Raw genomic sequence first — 16,264 nt, 5'->3', positions numbered from 1 at the left:
GCGTCTGTAGCCCTCAGTGGCTGCTGTCATATTTCTGTCATAAAATGCCAAAAAGAACATTGCGGTGACTCGCAAAATGGCCGATGTAGTTATTGAGATGATGTTTGCGAGCAAAAAATCATCGCAGGTTATGTCTGTTTCGTTTGCTTAATGAGCAATAACGCGCGAATTCAGATTGCCAGACTTACCAGCTCAGCATTTGGGCGCTACCATAGCGCGATTGCAATGACAGGAGATGTCCATGAGCGAGCAAGCCATTCGTTTAACGCAATACAGCCACGGAGCCGGTTGCGGTTGTAAAATTTCCCCCAAAGTGCTGGATACCATTCTGCATAGCGAGCAGGCGAAGTTTCTCGACCCGAACCTGCTTGTCGGCAACGAAACGCGTGATGACGCCGCCGTTTACGATTTGGGTAACGGCACCTGCATTATCAGCACCACTGACTTCTTTATGCCGATTGTCGATAACCCCTTCGACTTTGGCCGCATTGCCGCGACCAACGCCATTAGCGACGTTTTCGCGATGGGCGGCAAACCGATTATGGCGATTGCCATCCTGGGCTGGCCGCTCGACAAACTGGCGCCGGAAATTGCGCGCGAGGTGATCGACGGTGGGCGTTTTGCCTGCCAGCAGGCGGGGATTGCCCTGGCGGGTGGTCACTCAATTGATGCGCCGGAGCCGATTTTTGGCCTTGCCGTAACCGGTGTGGTACCAACCGAACGCGTGAAGAAAAACAGCACCGCCCAGGCGGGCTGCAAACTGTACCTTACCAAGCCGCTGGGCATTGGCGTGTTGACCACAGCGGAGAAAAAATCGCTGCTCAAACCGGAACACGTTGGTCTGGCAACAGAAGTGATGTGCCGCATGAACCTTGCCGGTGCCGCTTTTGCCGGGATCGACGGCGTAAAAGCGATGACCGATGTCACCGGCTTTGGCCTGCTCGGCCACCTGAGTGAAATGTGTCAGGGCGCTGGCGTGCAGGCACAAGTCTGGTATCAGGATGTGCCGAAATTGCCGGGCGTTGAAGAGTACATTGCGCAGGGCGCAGTGCCGGGCGGTACGCAGCGTAACTTCGCCAGCTATGGTCATCTGATGGGCGAGATGCCAACGGCGGTGCGCGATTTGCTGTGCGATCCGCAAACGTCCGGTGGCTTGCTGCTGGCGGTAGCGCCGGGTTCGGAAGAGGAAGTCAAAGCGACGGCGGCGGAATACGGTATTCAACTGAGCGCGATTGGTGAGCTGGTCAGCGCACGCGGCGGTCGACCAATGATCGAGATCCGTTAATCCTATGCGGTTATTTATTGCCGAAAAGCCCAGTCTGGCGCGTGCCATTGCCGATGTGCTGCCGAAGCCGCATCGCAAAGGCGACGGCTATATTGAGTGCGGTAATGGTCAGGTGGTGACCTGGTGCATTGGTCACCTGCTTGAGCAGGCGCAGCCGGACGCTTATGACAGCCGCTATGCGCGCTGGAATCTGGCCGATCTTCCGATCGTGCCGGAAAAGTGGCAGTTGCAGCCGCGCCCGTCGGTGCTCAAGCAAATCAATGTCATCAAACGCCTGCTCGCCGATGCCGAACAGGTGGTGCACGCTGGTGACCCGGATCGTGAAGGGCAGTTACTGGTGGATGAAGTGATTGATTACCTGCAACTGCCAGCAGAAAAACGCCAGCAGGTGCAGCGTTGCCTGATTAACGATCTCAATCCGCAGGCCGTAGAGCGGGCGATTGAGCGTCTGCGGGCAAATAGCGAATTTATTCCGCTGTGCGTGTCGGCGCTGGCGCGTGCCCGCGCCGACTGGCTCTATGGTATCAATATGACCCGCGCTTATACGCTGCTGGGGCGCAACGCCGGTTATCAGGGCGTGCTCTCTGTCGGGCGCGTGCAAACGCCGGTGCTCGGGCTGGTGGTGCGTCGCGACGAAGAGATTGAAAACTTCGTGGCGAAAGATTTCTTTGAGGTGAAAGCGCATATCGTCACGCCTGCCGGAGAACGCTTTACCGCCCTGTGGCAGCCGAGCGAGGCGTGTGAACCTTATCAGGACGATGAAGGGCGCTTGTTACATCGTCCGCTGGCGGAGCATGTGGTGAGCCGCATTAGCGGTCAACCCGCGCTGGTAACGGCCTATAACGATAAACGGGAATCAGAACCCGCACCGCTGCCGTTTTCGCTTTCTGCGTTGCAGATCGAAGCGGCAAAGCGCTATGGGCTCAGTGCGCAGAACGTGCTTGATATTTGCCAGAAACTCTACGAAACCCACAAACTTATTACCTATCCGCGTTCCGATTGCCGCTACTTACCGGAAGAGCACTTCGCCGGGCGACACGCGGTGATGAACGCAATTGGCGCGCATGCCCCGGATCTGTTGCCGCAGCCGGTTGTGAACCCGGAGACGCGCAACCGCTGCTGGGACGATAAGAAAGTTGATGCGCACCATGCGATCATTCCGACGGCCCGCGCCTCGAAGGTCAATCTCAGCGATAACGAAGCCAACGTTTATAACCTGATCGCTCGCCAGTATCTGATGCAGTTCTGCCCGGATGCGGTGTTCCGCAAATGCCAGATCGATCTTGATATCGCCAACGGCAAGTTTATCGCCAAAGCGCGTTTTCTGGCGGAGGCCGGATGGCGCACGCTGCTTGGTTCGAAAGAGCGCGATGAAGAGAACGACGGCACGCCGTTGCCGGTGGTGGCAAAAGGCGACGAATTGCTGTGCGAAAAAGGCGAAGTGGTCGCGCGCCAGACTCAGCCGCCACGCCACTTTACCGATGCCACCTTGCTGTCGGCGATGACCGGGATTGCGCGGTTCGTGCAGGACAAAGAACTGAAAAAAATTCTGCGTGCTACCGATGGTCTGGGCACCGAGGCGACGCGCGCGGGGATTATTGAACTGCTCTTTAAGCGCTGTTTTTTGGTGAAGAAAGGACGCTACATCCATTCGACCGAACCGGGCCGGGCGTTGATCCACTCGCTGCCGGAGATGGCGGCGCGGCCGGACATGACCGCGCACTGGGAGTCGGTACTGACGCAAATCAGTGAGAAAGAGTGCCGCTATCAGGACTTTATGCAGCCGCTGGTTGGTACGCTGCACGAGCTGATTCACCAGGCGCGCAACACGCCGGTGCGTCAGTTCCGTGGGCTGGTGGCACCGGGCGGCGAGAAGAAAAAACCGTTTGCCAAAGGCCGGGGGAAAAAACGCCCGCCAGCTGCAGAGGCGGGCGGTGACGCGGCGTCTCCGGCCGGATAACACCTTTTCTCTGTTACCCGGCCTGCCTATCAAATCACGCCTTGTGCCAGCATCGCGTCGGCGACTTTCACGAAGCCCGCGATGTTGGCACCGCGCACATAGTGCGTCTGTTTGCCTTCACCGCCGTACTCAACGCAAGCCTGGTGAATATCCAGCATGATGTGATGCAAACGCGCATCCACTTTTTCCGCTTTCCAGCCCATGCGCGCGGCATTCTGCGCCATCTCCAGACCAGAGGTGGCCACCCCGCCAGCATTCGCGGCTTTACCCGGTGCGAACAGCACGCCCGCCCCGAGAAACAGTTCAGTGGCATCAATGGTGGTGGGCATATTTGCGCCTTCCGCCACCGCTTTTACGCCGTTGGCAATCAATACGCGCGCCGCGTCGCTATCCAGCTCATTTTGCGTGGCACACGGCAGCGCGATATCGACCGGCACGGACCACGGCTGCTTGCCTTCGAGGTACGTCAGACCAAATTCACGCGCGTAATCTGCGATGCGGCCATCACGGCTGGCTTTGATCTCGCACAGGCGGGCCAGTTTTTCACGGTCAAAACCGGCTTCATCTACCACCGTACCGGCAGAATCCGACGCGGTAATCACCCGTGCACCGAAGGCCATCGCTTTTTCAATAGCGTACTGTGCCACGTTGCCGGAGCCGGAAACCGCCACGCGCATCCCTTCAAAGCTAAGACCGTGACGCTTGAGCATCGCCTCGGTGAAATAGACCAGGCCGTAACCGGTCGCTTCCGGGCGGATCAGACTGCCGCCAAACGACAGCCCCTTACCGGTAAACACGCAGGCGGTATTGTTAGAGAGCTTTTTCATCATCCCGGCCATAAAACCGACTTCGCGAGCGCCGACGCCAATATCCCCGGCGGGCACATCGGTATCCGCGCCAAGATGGCGATACAGTTCGCTCATCAGAGCCTGGCAGAAGCGCATCACTTCGCCATCGCTTTTGCCTTTGGGATCGAAATCACTGCCGCCTTTGCCGCCGCCCATCGGCAGGGTAGTGAGCGCATTTTTGAACGTTTGTTCGAAGCCGAGGAACTTGAGGATCGACAGATTCACCGACGGGTGAAAACGCATACCGCCTTTGTAGGGACCAATGGCCGAACTGAACTGTACACGCCACGCGCGGTTAACCTGCACCTGATTGCGATCATCAACCCAGGCGACGCGAAACTGAATCACGCGCTCCGGTTCAACGAGGCGTTCGAGTAAAGACATCTGGCGATAACGCGGGTGAGCTTCAAGAAAGGGCCAGAGGGTAGTCATCACTTCACGAACGGCCTGGGAGAACTCCGGCTGGTGCGGGTCGCGCTGTTCGACATACTGGAGAAATGATGCAAGAGAGTGCGTCTGATCCATAGATATAAGAGTCTCTTATTGTTGTGGTGAATTTGTTGTGATGGTGGCGCGCAAAAAGCAGGCACTTTTGGACTATAACATTCGCAAGGCTGCATGCCGCAAGGGAAAAATCCGCACACCAGGCAAATTAATAATTGGCAATCTGTCATAACTAAAAACGATGATCGACGAAATTAAAGTCCTGACGCAGAGATCCGTTATAGTAATGAGTGGCGTCAATCAGAAAGGACAAGTTATGACCCGAATTAAGTGGATAGCAGCTGCGTTACTGCTCGCTGCCTCAACCAGCGCGCTGGCTGAACGTTTACCGTCGCCGGGGATTGAGGTGAATGTGCCGCCGGAAGTGTTCAGCTCCGGTGGGCAGACGCAGACCACGCAGCCTTGCATGCAATGCTGCGTATACGGTAATCAAAACTACAGCGAAGGGGCGGTTATCAAAACCGAGGGCGTGTTATTACAATGCCAGCGCGATGAGAAAGTCATTTCCACTAACCCGCTGGTGTGGCGGCGCGTGAAGCCATAAACGCTTCCAGCAGGGGAATATCCGCCGGAGCCAGCGGCAGTTTCAGTGCTTCGGCGGGTAAGCACCACCGCAAATCCCGGTGATAGTGGCGTACTGGTTCGCCGTTGAAATTCTCCACGTGCCAGGCGTGCAAATGAATCAGCCGCCCGGAAACCTCCCGCTGATGGCTGGCAATATAGCGCGCAGGCTCGGCGTCAATACCCAACTCTTCGCGCAACTCGCGCTTTAGCGCCTGTGGTTGTGTTTCCCCGGCTTCTACCTTGCCACCGGCAAATTCCCACAGACCGGCCTGATCGGCATGGTCGGGGCGCTGCGCCAGTAAAATTTTGCCGTCGCGCTCAATAATAGCGGCCACGACATCCAGGGTTTTTAAAAGAGTCATTACGGCGTTCCGTTTGAGTGCTGGCTCCATTCGAACCAGCCGCCATCATACACGGCGATATCCGCCCAGCCGAGTGCGCGGGCTATAAAAAAAGCAAACGCGGCGCGCCAGCCGGTGCCGCAGTAAAAAATCACCGGCTTATCGCCAGTGATGTGCTGTTGTTGCCAGAGCGCGGCGATCTCTGACGGGTTTCGCACCGTGCCGTCCGGGTGGTGAAAGTTGGTAATAAACTGGCTGTCGCCCGCGGCCTGCCCCCAGCGGGCGCCGGGGATATCACCAGCCGCGGCGATATAGTCGTAGCCGCTTGTCTGACCGCTAAACTCAGGCCAACTGCGGATACTAACCAGCAACGTACCGGGCTGCGCTAAACGCTTTTGGGTTTGCGCCATAGTGAGCAGTAGCTGAGGTTGTGCCGGGACACTCACGCCGAAATCCGATGACGGGGTTATGCCCGCCGCTGCACCGGTTTGCCAGGCTAAACCGGCTCGCAGCCAGCTCTGCCAGCCGCCATCCAGTAAGCGAACATCCCTGATCCCGGCGTATAACAAAATATGCGCCATCCGCTCCGCCGCATAATTGCTCCGGCCGTAAAGAATGACGGTAATATCGGCGCGCAGGCCATGCCTGAGCAGCACCTGACGTAATTGTGCTGGCTTGAGCACATTCCACAGCGGCGGGCTTTCTACTTCGCGGGTGTCGATATAATCCGCGCCGGGAATATGCCCGGCGCGATAGCGGTGTTCAGCGTCGAAGCCCACCTCCAGCAGCCGCCACTCGCCCTGCGGGCCAGCGGTGATCGGGCGGTGTTGTAGCAGATCCGCCAGCCACGTTGCACAAACCCACGGAGAACGCGCGGGCGTCATCGGTCAGACCTTAAATTTTGCCCACACGGGTGCGTGGTCGGACGGTTTTTCCATGCTGCGGATGTCGTAATCAATACCCGTTTCAATGCAGCGTTCTGCCAGCGGTTGGCTTGCCAGCAGCAGATCGATACGCAGGCCGCGGTTATCGTCGAAGCCTTTCGAGCGGTAATCAAACCATGAGAAGCGATCCTGCGTTTCCGGGTTGGCTTCGCGGAAGGTATCCACCAGCCCCCAGCCTTTCAGTCGCTCCATCCATTCGCGCTCTTCCGGCAGGAAGGAGCATTTACCGGTGCGCAGCCAGCGTTTGCGGTTCTCTTCGCCAATACCGATATCGAGATCTGTCGGGCTGATATTCATATCGCCCATGATCAACACCGGTTTTGTTTTATCGAGTTCCGTGTCCAGATAGGTTTGCAAATCCTGGTAGAACTTCTCTTTCGCCGGGAATTTCAGCGGGTGGTCGCGGCTTTCGCCCTGCGGGAAATAGCCATTAATCACCGTGATATCGCCGATAGGCGAGGGGATCTCCGCCATGATAATGCGGCGCTGCGCTTCTTCCCCGTCGTTCGGCCAGCCGCGACGCACGGAAATCGGCGTCTCTTTGGTCAGCAACGCAACGCCGTAGTGGCCTTTCTGTCCGTGATAAAAAACGTTGTAGCCCAGCCGTGCGACATCTTCGAGCGGAAACATATCGTCGTGGACTTTGGTCTCCTGCAGGCCGATGACGTCCGGCTGATGTTGCTCAACCAGCGCTTCAAGCTGGTGAGGTCGGGCGCGCAGGCCATTGATATTAAAAGAGACGAATTTCATAGTCGCAGCCATTTAGCAGAGTGAAAGATGCAGAGATGTTAGCAGAATTTACATTTCACCACCGCCACTTATTGATATCGCCACCGCCGATGCGCACTGGCGCAGCACGCGCCCTCATTTAGGGCGAAACGCACTAAAACAGGGCGCACGATGTAAATTAATTTCGCTGATGATCACAGTTCTATAATTAAAATTTCTAATTGCATAAACAGGCGTCTTTACTCACGCACTACCGCATTTCGATCTCTGTTTATTCACTTTTTATGCAAATAAAGTGAATGGCGACAGGTTTTAAGTTGTTGAAATTACGTTGCTGCAAGCCGTTTATGCATTTTTATCGCTGGCTGGCACGAACCGTGCAATCTACATTTACAGCGAAAACGTTCATATTCGTTAACATTTTATCAACTATTTATTTACCGGATGAGGTCGCTATGTCTCTGTCAATTACGCGTGAAAATTTTGATCAATGGATGTTGCCTGTCTACGCGCCTGCGCCTTTTATTCCGGTACGCGGTGAAGGTTCCCGCCTGTGGGATCAACAGGGCAAAGAGTATGTCGACTTTGCCGGCGGGATTGCGGTAAATGCGCTGGGGCACGCGCACCCTGCGCTGTGTAGAGCACTTAGCGAGCAGGCGGCGAAGTTCTGGCATACCGGCAACGGTTACACTAACGAGCCGGTGCTGAAACTGGCGAAACGCCTGCTGGACGCGACCTTTGCCGATCGCGCCTTCTTTTGTAACTCCGGTGCCGAGGCGAATGAAGCGGCGCTGAAGCTGGCGCGCAAGTATGCTCACGATACGTTCGGTCCGCACAAAAGCGGCATTGTCGCGTTCAAGAATGCGTTCCATGGACGCACCTTATTTACCGTCAGCGCGGGTGGGCAGCCAGCTTATTCGCAAGATTTTGCGCCGTTGCCGCCGCAAATCCAGCATGCGCAGTTCAACGATCTTGCCTCCGCCAGCGCCTTAATTAATGACGATACCTGCGCCGTTATTGTCGAGCCGATGCAGGGTGAAGGCGGCGTGGTGCCTGCCAGCCAGGCGTTTTTGCAAGGGTTGCGTGAGCTGTGCACGCGCCATAACGCGCTGCTGATTTTTGATGAAGTGCAAACCGGTGTTGGCCGCACCGGCGAACTGTATGCCTATATGCATTACGGCGTGACGCCGGATGCGCTGACCACGGCAAAAGCGTTGGGTGGCGGTTTCCCAATTGGCGCGATGCTGACCACCGAACAGTTTGGCAAAGTGATGAATGTCGGTACCCATGGTACGACTTACGGCGGGAATCCTCTGGCTGGCGCGGTGGCCGGTGCGTTGCTCGATATCGTCAACACACGGGAAACCCTGACCGGCGTGAAGCAACGCCATCAATGGTTTACGGAGCAGCTTGCGGCGATCAATGACCGTTATCACCTGTTCAGTGAAATCCGCGGCTTAGGGTTGCTGATCGGCTGTCAACTGGCGCCTGAGTATGCGGGAAAAGCAAAGCAACTTTCACAACTGGCAGCGGCAGAAGGCGCAATGGTGTTGATTGCCGGTGGCAATGTGCTGCGCTTTGCGCCAGCGCTGAATATCAGCGAAGAAGAGATCCGCGACGGGCTTACGCGTGTAGCCCGCGCCTGTGAAAAATTCATTGCGGAGAGCGCATCATGATGGTGATCCGTCCTGTCGCCGAAGGCGATTTACCGGCGCTGATGCGGCTGGCCGGGAAAACCGGTGGCGGCCTGACGTCGTTGCCCGTTGATGAAGCCACGCTTGCTGCGCGGATTGAGCGCTCACGCCGTACCTGGCAAGGAGAGTTGCCGAAGGGTGAACAAGGGTACGTTTTTGTGCTGGAAGAGACGCAAAGCGGCGAGGTTGCCGGGATTTGCGCCATTGAGGTTGCGGTTGGCCTGAACGATCCCTGGTATAACTACCGGGTCGGGACCCAGGTTCATGCCTCGAAAGAGCTGAATGTTTATAACGCGCTGCCAACGCTGTTTCTCAGTAACGATCACACTGGCAGCAGCGAACTTTGCACCCTGTTTCTCGATCCCGCCTGGCGTAAAGAGGGCAATGGCTACCTGTTGTCGAAATCCCGCTTTCTGTTCATGGCGGCATTCCGCGAGCGCTTCAATGAAAAAGTGGTGGCCGAGATGCGCGGCGTGATTGACGAGCACGGTTATTCGCCGTTCTGGGAGAGCCTCGGCAAGCGTTTCTTTTCGATGGAGTTCAGCCGGGCGGATTACCTGTGCGGCACCGGGCAAAAAGCCTTTATCGCGGAGCTGATGCCAAAGCATCCTATTTATACCCACTTTCTTTCACAAGAAGCGCAAGCGGTGATCGGCGAAGTGCATCCACAAACGGCACCGGCCCGAGCGGTGCTGGAAAAAGAGGGTTTTCGCTATCGTAACTACGTCGACATTTTTGATGGCGGTCCGACGCTTGAATGCGATGTCGACCGGGTGCGGGCGATTCGCAAAAGTCGCCTGGTGACGGTAGGCGAAGGCCAGCGCGCGCCGGGTGAATGGCCCGCGTGTATGGTCTCCAATGAGCAGTACCAGCAATTTCGCGCCATGCTGATTTACGCGGACCCGAACACTGAGCGTTTGCTATTAACGGCAGCTGAACTGGATGCGTTGAAGTGCCAGCCCGGCGATACCGTGCGGCTGGTGCGCCTGTGTGCCGAAGAGAAAAGTGGCGAGGAGAAAACGAAATGAGTTTATGGATTAAGGGTGACTGGGTAACAGGCCAGGGCGAACGCCGCGTCAAAACCAACCCGGTAAGCCACGACGCACTGTGGCACGGCTTTGATGCTGATAGCGAGCAAGTGGCTCTGGCGTATCAGGCCGCACGCGAGGCCTTCCCGCAGTGGGCGCGGCGGGCTTTTACGGAACGCCAGACCATTGTTGAGACATTCGCAGCGCTGCTGGAGAGTAATAAAGCGGCGCTGGCAGAAATTATCGCCCGTGAAACCGGTAAACCGCGCTGGGAAGCGGCGACCGAAGTGACGGCGATGATCAACAAAGCCTCAATATCAGTAAAGGCGTACCACACGCGCACCGGGGAACAACACACGGAGATGGCGGATGGTGCCGCAACACTGCGCCATCGCCCGCATGGCGTGCTGGCCGTTTTCGGGCCGTATAACTTCCCCGGCCATCTGCCGAATGGGCATATTATCCCGGCGCTACTCGCGGGTAATACCGTGATTTTTAAACCAAGCGAACTCACGCCGTGGACCGGCGAAGCGGTAGTCAAACTCTGGGAGCAGGCCGGTTTGCCCGCAGGCGTGCTCAATCTGGTGCAGGGCGGGCGTGAGACCGGCCAGGCGCTGAGCGCATTACCGGGGCTGGATGGGTTGCTCTTTACCGGCAGCGCCAATACGGGATATCAGCTACACCGCCAGCTTGCCGGGCAGCCTGAAAAGATCCTCGCACTGGAGATGGGCGGCAACAACCCACTAATTGTTGAAGATCCTGACGATACCGATGCCGCCGTCCATCTGGCGATCCAGTCAGCATTTATTACCGCCGGGCAGCGCTGCACCTGCGCGCGTCGCTTACTGGTGAAACGTTCAAAAGCGGGCGATGATTTTCTCGCGCGGCTGGTGGAAGTGAGCGCGCGGCTGCAACCGCAGGCCTGGGATGCGGAACCCGCGCCGTTTTTCGGAGGCTTAATTTCACCCCAGGCAGCGCAGCAGGTTTACCAGGCCTGGCAGGCGCACGAAGCGCGTGGTGGTAAAACCTTGCTGGCGCCGCGCCTGTTGGCGGAAGGAACCTCGCTGCTGACGCCGGGGATTATCGAGATGACGGACGTTGCGGGAGTGCCGGATGAAGAAGTGTTTGGCCCTCTGCTGTGTGTCTGGCGCTATGACGATTTTGATCAGGCGATCCGTATGGCGAATGACACACGCTACGGGCTGGCCTGCGGGTTGATTTCACCGGATCGGCAAAAATTTGATCAACTGCTGCTGGAAGCGCGCGCCGGGATCGTCAACTGGAATAAACCGTTAACCGGTGCCGCCAGTACCGCGCCGTTTGGTGGTGTCGGCGCGTCGGGTAACCATCGCGCCAGCGCCTGGTACGCGGCGGATTACTGCGCCTGGCCGATGGCGAGTCTTGAATCTCCCGCATTAACGTTGCCACAGACGCTCAGCCCGGGGCTTGATTTCTCCCGCGAGGCGCAGCCATGAAAGCACGTGAGGTCAACTTCGACGGCCTGGTCGGGCTCACGCATCATTACGCCGGATTATCTTTCGGTAATGAAGCCTCGACCAAACACCGCTTTCAGGTTTCTAACCCGAAACTGGCGGCGAAGCAGGGGCTGCTGAAAATGAAAGCGCTCGCCGACGCGGGTTTTCCGCAGGCGGTTATCCCGCCACAGGAGCGCCCCAATATCGCGGTCTTGCGCCAGCTTGGTTTCAGCGGTAGCGATGAGCAGGTGGTGGAAAAAGCTGCCGCGCAAGCGCCGCAGATCCTCTCCGCCGCCAGTTCGGCATCGGCGATGTGGGTCGCGAACGCGGCTACCGTCTGCCCGTCGGCTGATGCGCTGGATGGCAAAGTGCATCTCACGGTTGCCAACCTGAATAATAAATTCCACCGCGCGATGGAAGCCCCGACGACAGAAGCGTTGTTGCGCGCTATCTTCTGCGATGAAACGACGTTTGCTGTCCATCCGGCGCTGCCGCAGGTCGCCATGTTTGGCGATGAAGGTGCGGCGAACCATAACCGCTTTGGCGGTGATTACGGCGAAGCGGGTGTGCAACTCTTCGTTTATGGCAGGGAGTACGCAAGCCTGGATGCCCCGGCGCGCTATCCGGCACGCCAGACGCGCGAAGCCAGCGAGGCGGTGGCGCGTATTAACCAGGTGCGCACGGAGCAGGTGGTTTTCGCCCGACAAAACCCGGACGTTATCGATCTGGGCGTGTTTCATAACGATGTGATTGCCGTTTCGAACCGACAGGTACTTTTTTGTCACGAACTGGCTTTTGCCGACCAGGCTCGTGTGCTGGCCGAGCTACACTCAAAAGTACCGGGATTTATGGCGATTGAAGTTCCGCAGCAGGCCGTTTCTGTTACCGATGCGGTGGCGACCTATCTGTTTAACAGCCAACTGCTGAGTCGGGATGATGGCAGCATGTTGCTGGTATTACCGCAGGAGTCACAGGAACATGCCGGTGTGTGGCGCTATCTGAACACGCTGCTGGCGCAGGATAACCCGATCAGTGAGCTTAACGTGTTTGATCTGCGAGAAAGCATGGCGAACGGTGGTGGTCCGGCGTGTCTGCGCTTGCGTGTGGTGCTTACCGAGGCGGAACAGCAGGCCGTTAACCCGGCGGTGATGATGAATGACAGTTTGTTTGCCACCCTCAATGACTGGGTGGATCGGTACTATCGCGATCGGCTGACGCAAGCGGATTTAGCCGATCCGCAGCTCTTACGCGAGGGGCGGGAAGCGCTGGACCGATTAACGCAGTTGTTGAATCTGGGATCGGTGTATCCCTTCCAGCGTTAACCGGAGGCCGTATGGATAACTTTCTTGCTGCAACGCTTGCGGGCGATATCCCGCGAAAAATGTCAGGGGAGTCGGGCGGTATTCACTGGTTGTGGCACGAACAAGGGATTCTGGAACTGATCCCGAAACAACCCGTCGGGCGATCGCTGGTCATCTCATGTGCTATCCACGGTAATGAAACTGCGCCGGTGGAGATGCTGGATCTGTTGCTTAAAAATGTGTTTGCGGGCGAACAACCGCTTACCTGGCGGCTGCTGGTGATCCTTGGAAACCCGCAGGCACTGGCGCAAAACAAGCGTTTTTTGCATAACGATCTCAACCGAATGTTTGGTGGCCGCTGGCAGCAGTTGCCGCCTAACGATGAAACGGTGCGCGCCGCTCAGCTCGAACGGGCGGTGACGCATTTCTTTGCCGCGGGCGATGAGGTGCGCTGGCATCTGGATTTACACACCGCGATCCGTGGTTCGCACCATGTTCGCTTTGGCGTATTACCCCTGCGAGCAGAGCCGTGGGATGAGTTGTTTCTGGAGTGGCTGGGGGCCGCCGGGCTGGAGGCGCTGGTATTTCACCAGGCGCCAGGCGGCACGTTTACACACTACAGCTGTGAGCACTTCAACGCACTGGCTTGCACTCTGGAGCTTGGCAAAGCGTTGCCGTTTGGTGAAAACGATTTAAGCCAGTTCCAGCGTACGGCCTGGGCGCTGGCGGCGTTACTGGCGGGTGAGCCTGCGCCAGACACGGAAAATAGGCCGCTGCGCTATCGGGTGGTACAGCAACTGACCCGCCACAGTGAAGAATTTAAACTCTTCATGAGTGCGAATACGCTCAATTTTACGGACTTCAGCGCGGGCACATTACTGGCAGAGGATCGCGGCGAGCGGTATGTGGTGCAACATGAGCAGGAGTATGTTTTGTTTCCCAATCCGAATGTTGCCATTGGCTTACGCGCCGGGCTAATGCTTGAAAAAATTAATTAAACATCCAGCCCTGTTAACGCAGGGCTTATTTCTTTTTGCTTTTCTTAAATAAATTACAGAATTATCCTGGTGAACTCTTTATTAATAAAATACTTTGATTTAAGATTCTCCATAATTGCTTTTTAATCAGTCTGTTGAATATTTAATTTTCGACTCTCCATGCTTTATCCTTATTTCCTTCATATTTGACGTAAAAATGATATTTACACTTTCATTGTTTTACCGTCGCTCTGATTAATTGACGATAAAGGCAGTAAAGTGAATAGCGTCAACACGGCAACCGCCGTAAGTAAAACCGAAGTAAGGAATAAAATTATGCGTAAATTGACTGCTCTGTTTGTTGCCTCTACCCTGGCTTTTGGCGCTGCTGGTCTGGCTCATGCTGCGGATACCACCGCCGCACCCGGCGACGCGAAACCAATGATGCACCACAAAGGTAAGGGCCCGCACGACATGATGTTCAAAGGCCTGAACCTGACCGATGCGCAGAAACAGCAAGTCCGCGACATCATGAAAAGCCAGCGCGAAGAGATGAAACGCCCGCCGGTGGAAGAGATGCGCGCAATGCATGACATCATTACCAGCGACAGCTTTGACCGCGCGAAAGCCGAAGCGCAAATCACCAAAATGGAACAGCAGCATAAAGAAAGCATGCTGAAACGTATGGAGACGCAGAATAAGATTTACAACATTCTGACCCCGGAACAGAAAAAGCAATTCAATGCGAATTTTGAGAAGCGTCTGACAGAACATCCGGCAGCGGAAGGTAAAATGCCTCCTGCACCTGCTGAATAATTCAGCACCCCTCCTTAAGACCGCCGGTTTTGCTCATCGCTTGTTTTACGTGATGGGCAGAACCGGCGGTTTTTTCTTGTTTCCCTCTTGCCAGCCGCTTCTGGCGCGGTATTCTCGTTAAACCTCGTTTTTGTGGCGATGTTACTTATCTGAAATTTATGATTTTTTACATGTCTGATTGCGCAACAGCCTAAGGCAAATCGCATCGGCTGCCGATAATTCACACATGGCAAAGTAAACAATAACAATGATGCAGGCTGCCCGAAGAGGCAGCGGCGCAGGTGAAGCACCGCGCCATTCAGGAGTGATGATGGAATTCTTTGATATCCGTAAAATGCCGGTAAACCTCTGGCGTAATGGGGCGGGTGAAACCCGGGAAATTTGCTGTTTTCCGCCCGCAACACGTGATTTTAACTGGCGAGCCAGTATCGCTTCGCTGGCCAGCAACGGTGATTTTCCGCAATTTCCCGGTGTGGATCGGGTCATAACACTCATTGAAGGTGGCGAGGTAACGCTGAACGGGGGAGATGCTTTCAGCCACACGCTTAAACACCACCAGCCCTTCGCTTTTGCCGGTGAGCAGCCGGTCAGAGCCGAGCTTTCCGACGGGCGGATGTCGCTGGATTTTAACGTAATGACGCGCCGCGATCGCTGCCAGGCGAAAGTCCGTATCGCCGACCGCACGTTTACCACTATTGGTACACGCGGCGGCGTTATTTTCGTCCTGAGTGGCGCGTGGCAGTTGGGCGATAAGTTATTAACCGCCGATCAGGGCGCCTACTGGCAGGAAGGTCGGCAAACCCTGCGGTTGCTAAAGTCTGAAGGGCAATTACTGTTCAGTGAAATCACCTGGCTGCCCGGCCATTAATCCAGTTCGATGATGTCGTAATCCCCGGAAAGCAGCGGCTTGCAGAGAATTTTGTAGCCGTCATGATCGAAACCCGCCGGTAAGCGAAGCAGTTGCGCGGCAGCGGCGGGCTCATCAACTGAACCTAACCATAGCCAGTTGTGAATGATATGGTACTGCGTCATTCCTGCTGCGCTCTCTTTTAGCCCAATTGGGCCGCGCCATGGCCAGCAAACCAGTTGCAAACGCGCCATTGCGGCGGCGAAGCGTTCATCATGTGCTTCGCGAGTCTCTTTGCCACAACACGCTCCGGCACAGCGTTGTAACGCGGATCGAAAACAAGCCCGGCCACGGCTTAGTGATTCCAGACGCAGTAGCCCATAACACAGCTTTTCGTCATCAGCGATAGACTGCAGCGCTTGTAATGCGGCACGGCGATTGGCAAACAGGCCATACAGATCGGGAGAGGAGGAGAAATCCACCTCTTTGGCATACACCACTTGTGGCTTTTCGCCGCTAAGGCGAAGCGAGCAGAGCTGGCGATTACGGCGCAGGCGCTTATTAAAGAGCGGTTGTTGTTCTTTAATCAGCCGCGCTTCAAGCAACAGCGCGCCAATCTCCCCGGCGGTGCAAATCCAGGTGATACGCCGCGACTGACGCAGCATCGCCGCTTCATCTGGCGTGCGCAGGTGCGACAGCACACGGCTGCGGATATTGACGCTTTTACCGATATAAAGCGGCATCGCCTCGCTTTCGCCATGAAAAATATAGACGCCGGGCTGTTTGGGCATGGCTTCCAGCCACGGACGAAGATGTTCCGGATATTCATAGATTGCCGCCGCTTCGAATTCAAGACGCGGGGCTGATTGACGCCTGACCACAAAAGACTCCTGATACTGTTTACCTATCCAGTATAGCAGTCAATAAGTGGCTAAAAAAGAGGCGGCTTGC

General features: G+C 56.3%; 15 protein-coding genes. 10 read left to right on the top strand and 5 right to left on the bottom strand.

The annotated features are described in order from the left end of the window. The first annotated feature begins 241 nt into the window (after positions 1-241). Positions 242-1,285, top strand: a complete 1,044-nt coding sequence (gene selD / locus BN2591_RS04880) for a selenide, water dikinase SelD (RefSeq protein ID WP_086869491.1) — start codon at positions 242-244, stop codon at positions 1,283-1,285. A 4-nt stretch (positions 1,286-1,289) separates the two neighbouring features. Next, positions 1,290-3,245 (top strand): DNA topoisomerase III, encoded by a 1,956-nt coding sequence (locus BN2591_RS04875; RefSeq protein ID WP_086869489.1) that lies wholly within the window; start codon positions 1,290-1,292, stop codon positions 3,243-3,245. Positions 3,246-3,274: 29 nt separating this feature from the next. Here BN2591_RS04875 and gdhA read toward each other — a convergent pair whose 3' ends face one another. Then, a complete protein-coding gene (gene gdhA, locus BN2591_RS04870) occupies positions 3,275-4,618 on the bottom strand; it encodes an NADP-specific glutamate dehydrogenase (protein ID WP_086869487.1) in 1,344 nt (447 codons plus the stop codon). Positions 4,619-4,853: 235 nt separating this feature from the next. Here gdhA and BN2591_RS04865 point away from each other — a divergent pair, with 235 nt between their 5' ends. Then, the gene (locus BN2591_RS04865) at positions 4,854-5,141 is read left to right on the top strand and encodes a DUF1496 domain-containing protein (protein WP_086869485.1); all 288 of its coding nucleotides are present in this window, start codon (positions 4,854-4,856) and stop codon (positions 5,139-5,141) included. On the opposite strand, the gene BN2591_RS04860 is transcribed toward BN2591_RS04865, so the two are convergent. The 3 genes from BN2591_RS04860 to xthA are packed head-to-tail and all read right to left on the bottom strand — an operon-like array spanning position 5,107 to position 7,196. After that, positions 5,107-5,523, bottom strand: a complete 417-nt coding sequence (locus BN2591_RS04860; protein WP_086869483.1) for a pyrimidine (deoxy)nucleoside triphosphate diphosphatase — start codon at positions 5,521-5,523, stop codon at positions 5,107-5,109. The two genes, BN2591_RS04865 and BN2591_RS04860, sit on opposite strands and share 35 nt — an antisense overlap. Next, on the bottom strand, positions 5,523-6,386 hold the full coding sequence (locus BN2591_RS04855; RefSeq protein WP_086869481.1) for a sulfurtransferase: 864 nt from the start codon (positions 6,384-6,386) through the stop codon (positions 5,523-5,525). Before BN2591_RS04855 ends, BN2591_RS04860 begins: the two co-directional genes overlap by 1 nt. 3 nt (positions 6,387-6,389) lie before the next feature. Beyond that, entirely contained in the window at positions 6,390-7,196 is an 807-nt protein-coding gene (gene xthA, locus BN2591_RS04850) for an exodeoxyribonuclease III (RefSeq protein WP_065368680.1), read from the bottom strand. Between the two features lie 434 nt (positions 7,197-7,630). Here xthA and astC point away from each other — a divergent pair, with 434 nt between their 5' ends. The 7 genes from astC (at position 7,631) to ves (ending at position 15,334) form a co-directional block, all read left to right on the top strand. Beyond that, positions 7,631-8,851, top strand: coding sequence for a succinylornithine/acetylornithine transaminase (astC, locus tag BN2591_RS04845; RefSeq protein ID WP_086869950.1), 1,221 nt, complete (start codon positions 7,631-7,633; stop codon positions 8,849-8,851). Next, positions 8,848-9,897 carry an arginine N-succinyltransferase gene (astA, locus tag BN2591_RS04840; RefSeq protein ID WP_086869479.1) on the top strand — a complete coding sequence of 350 codons (1,050 nt, stop codon included), beginning with the start codon at positions 8,848-8,850 and terminating at the stop codon, positions 9,895-9,897. The genes astC and astA overlap by 4 nt, the downstream gene beginning before the upstream one ends. After that, positions 9,894-11,372 (top strand): succinylglutamate-semialdehyde dehydrogenase, encoded by a 1,479-nt coding sequence (gene astD, locus BN2591_RS04835; RefSeq protein WP_086869478.1) that lies wholly within the window; start codon positions 9,894-9,896, stop codon positions 11,370-11,372. The genes astA and astD overlap by 4 nt, the downstream gene beginning before the upstream one ends. Beyond that, positions 11,369-12,694 carry an N-succinylarginine dihydrolase gene (gene astB, locus BN2591_RS04830; RefSeq protein WP_086869476.1) on the top strand — a complete coding sequence of 442 codons (1,326 nt, stop codon included), beginning with the start codon at positions 11,369-11,371 and terminating at the stop codon, positions 12,692-12,694. Before astD ends, astB begins: the two co-directional genes overlap by 4 nt. A gap of 11 nt (positions 12,695-12,705) precedes the next feature. Beyond that, the gene (astE, locus tag BN2591_RS04825) at positions 12,706-13,671 is read left to right on the top strand and encodes a succinylglutamate desuccinylase (protein WP_086869473.1); all 966 of its coding nucleotides are present in this window, start codon (positions 12,706-12,708) and stop codon (positions 13,669-13,671) included. Between the two features lie 315 nt (positions 13,672-13,986). After that, on the top strand, positions 13,987-14,466 hold the full coding sequence (gene spy / locus BN2591_RS04820; RefSeq protein WP_086869471.1) for an ATP-independent periplasmic protein-refolding chaperone Spy: 480 nt from the start codon (positions 13,987-13,989) through the stop codon (positions 14,464-14,466). Between the two features lie 310 nt (positions 14,467-14,776). Beyond that, a complete protein-coding gene (ves, locus tag BN2591_RS04815; protein ID WP_086869470.1) occupies positions 14,777-15,334 on the top strand; it encodes an environmental stress-induced protein Ves in 558 nt (185 codons plus the stop codon). On the opposite strand, the gene cho is transcribed toward ves, so the two are convergent. Further along, positions 15,331-16,194 (bottom strand): excinuclease Cho, encoded by an 864-nt coding sequence (cho, locus tag BN2591_RS04810; protein WP_162494941.1) that lies wholly within the window; start codon positions 16,192-16,194, stop codon positions 15,331-15,333. The two genes, ves and cho, sit on opposite strands and share 4 nt — an antisense overlap. Between the last annotated feature and the right edge of the window lie 70 nt (positions 16,195-16,264).

The sequence above is a fragment of the Kosakonia pseudosacchari genome (genome assembly GCF_900184035.1).
Taxonomy (GTDB): Bacteria; Pseudomonadota; Gammaproteobacteria; order Enterobacterales; family Enterobacteriaceae; genus Kosakonia; species Kosakonia pseudosacchari.
Note: the sequence above shows the minus strand (reverse complement) of the source record. Positions and strands in the feature narration are given on the sequence as shown.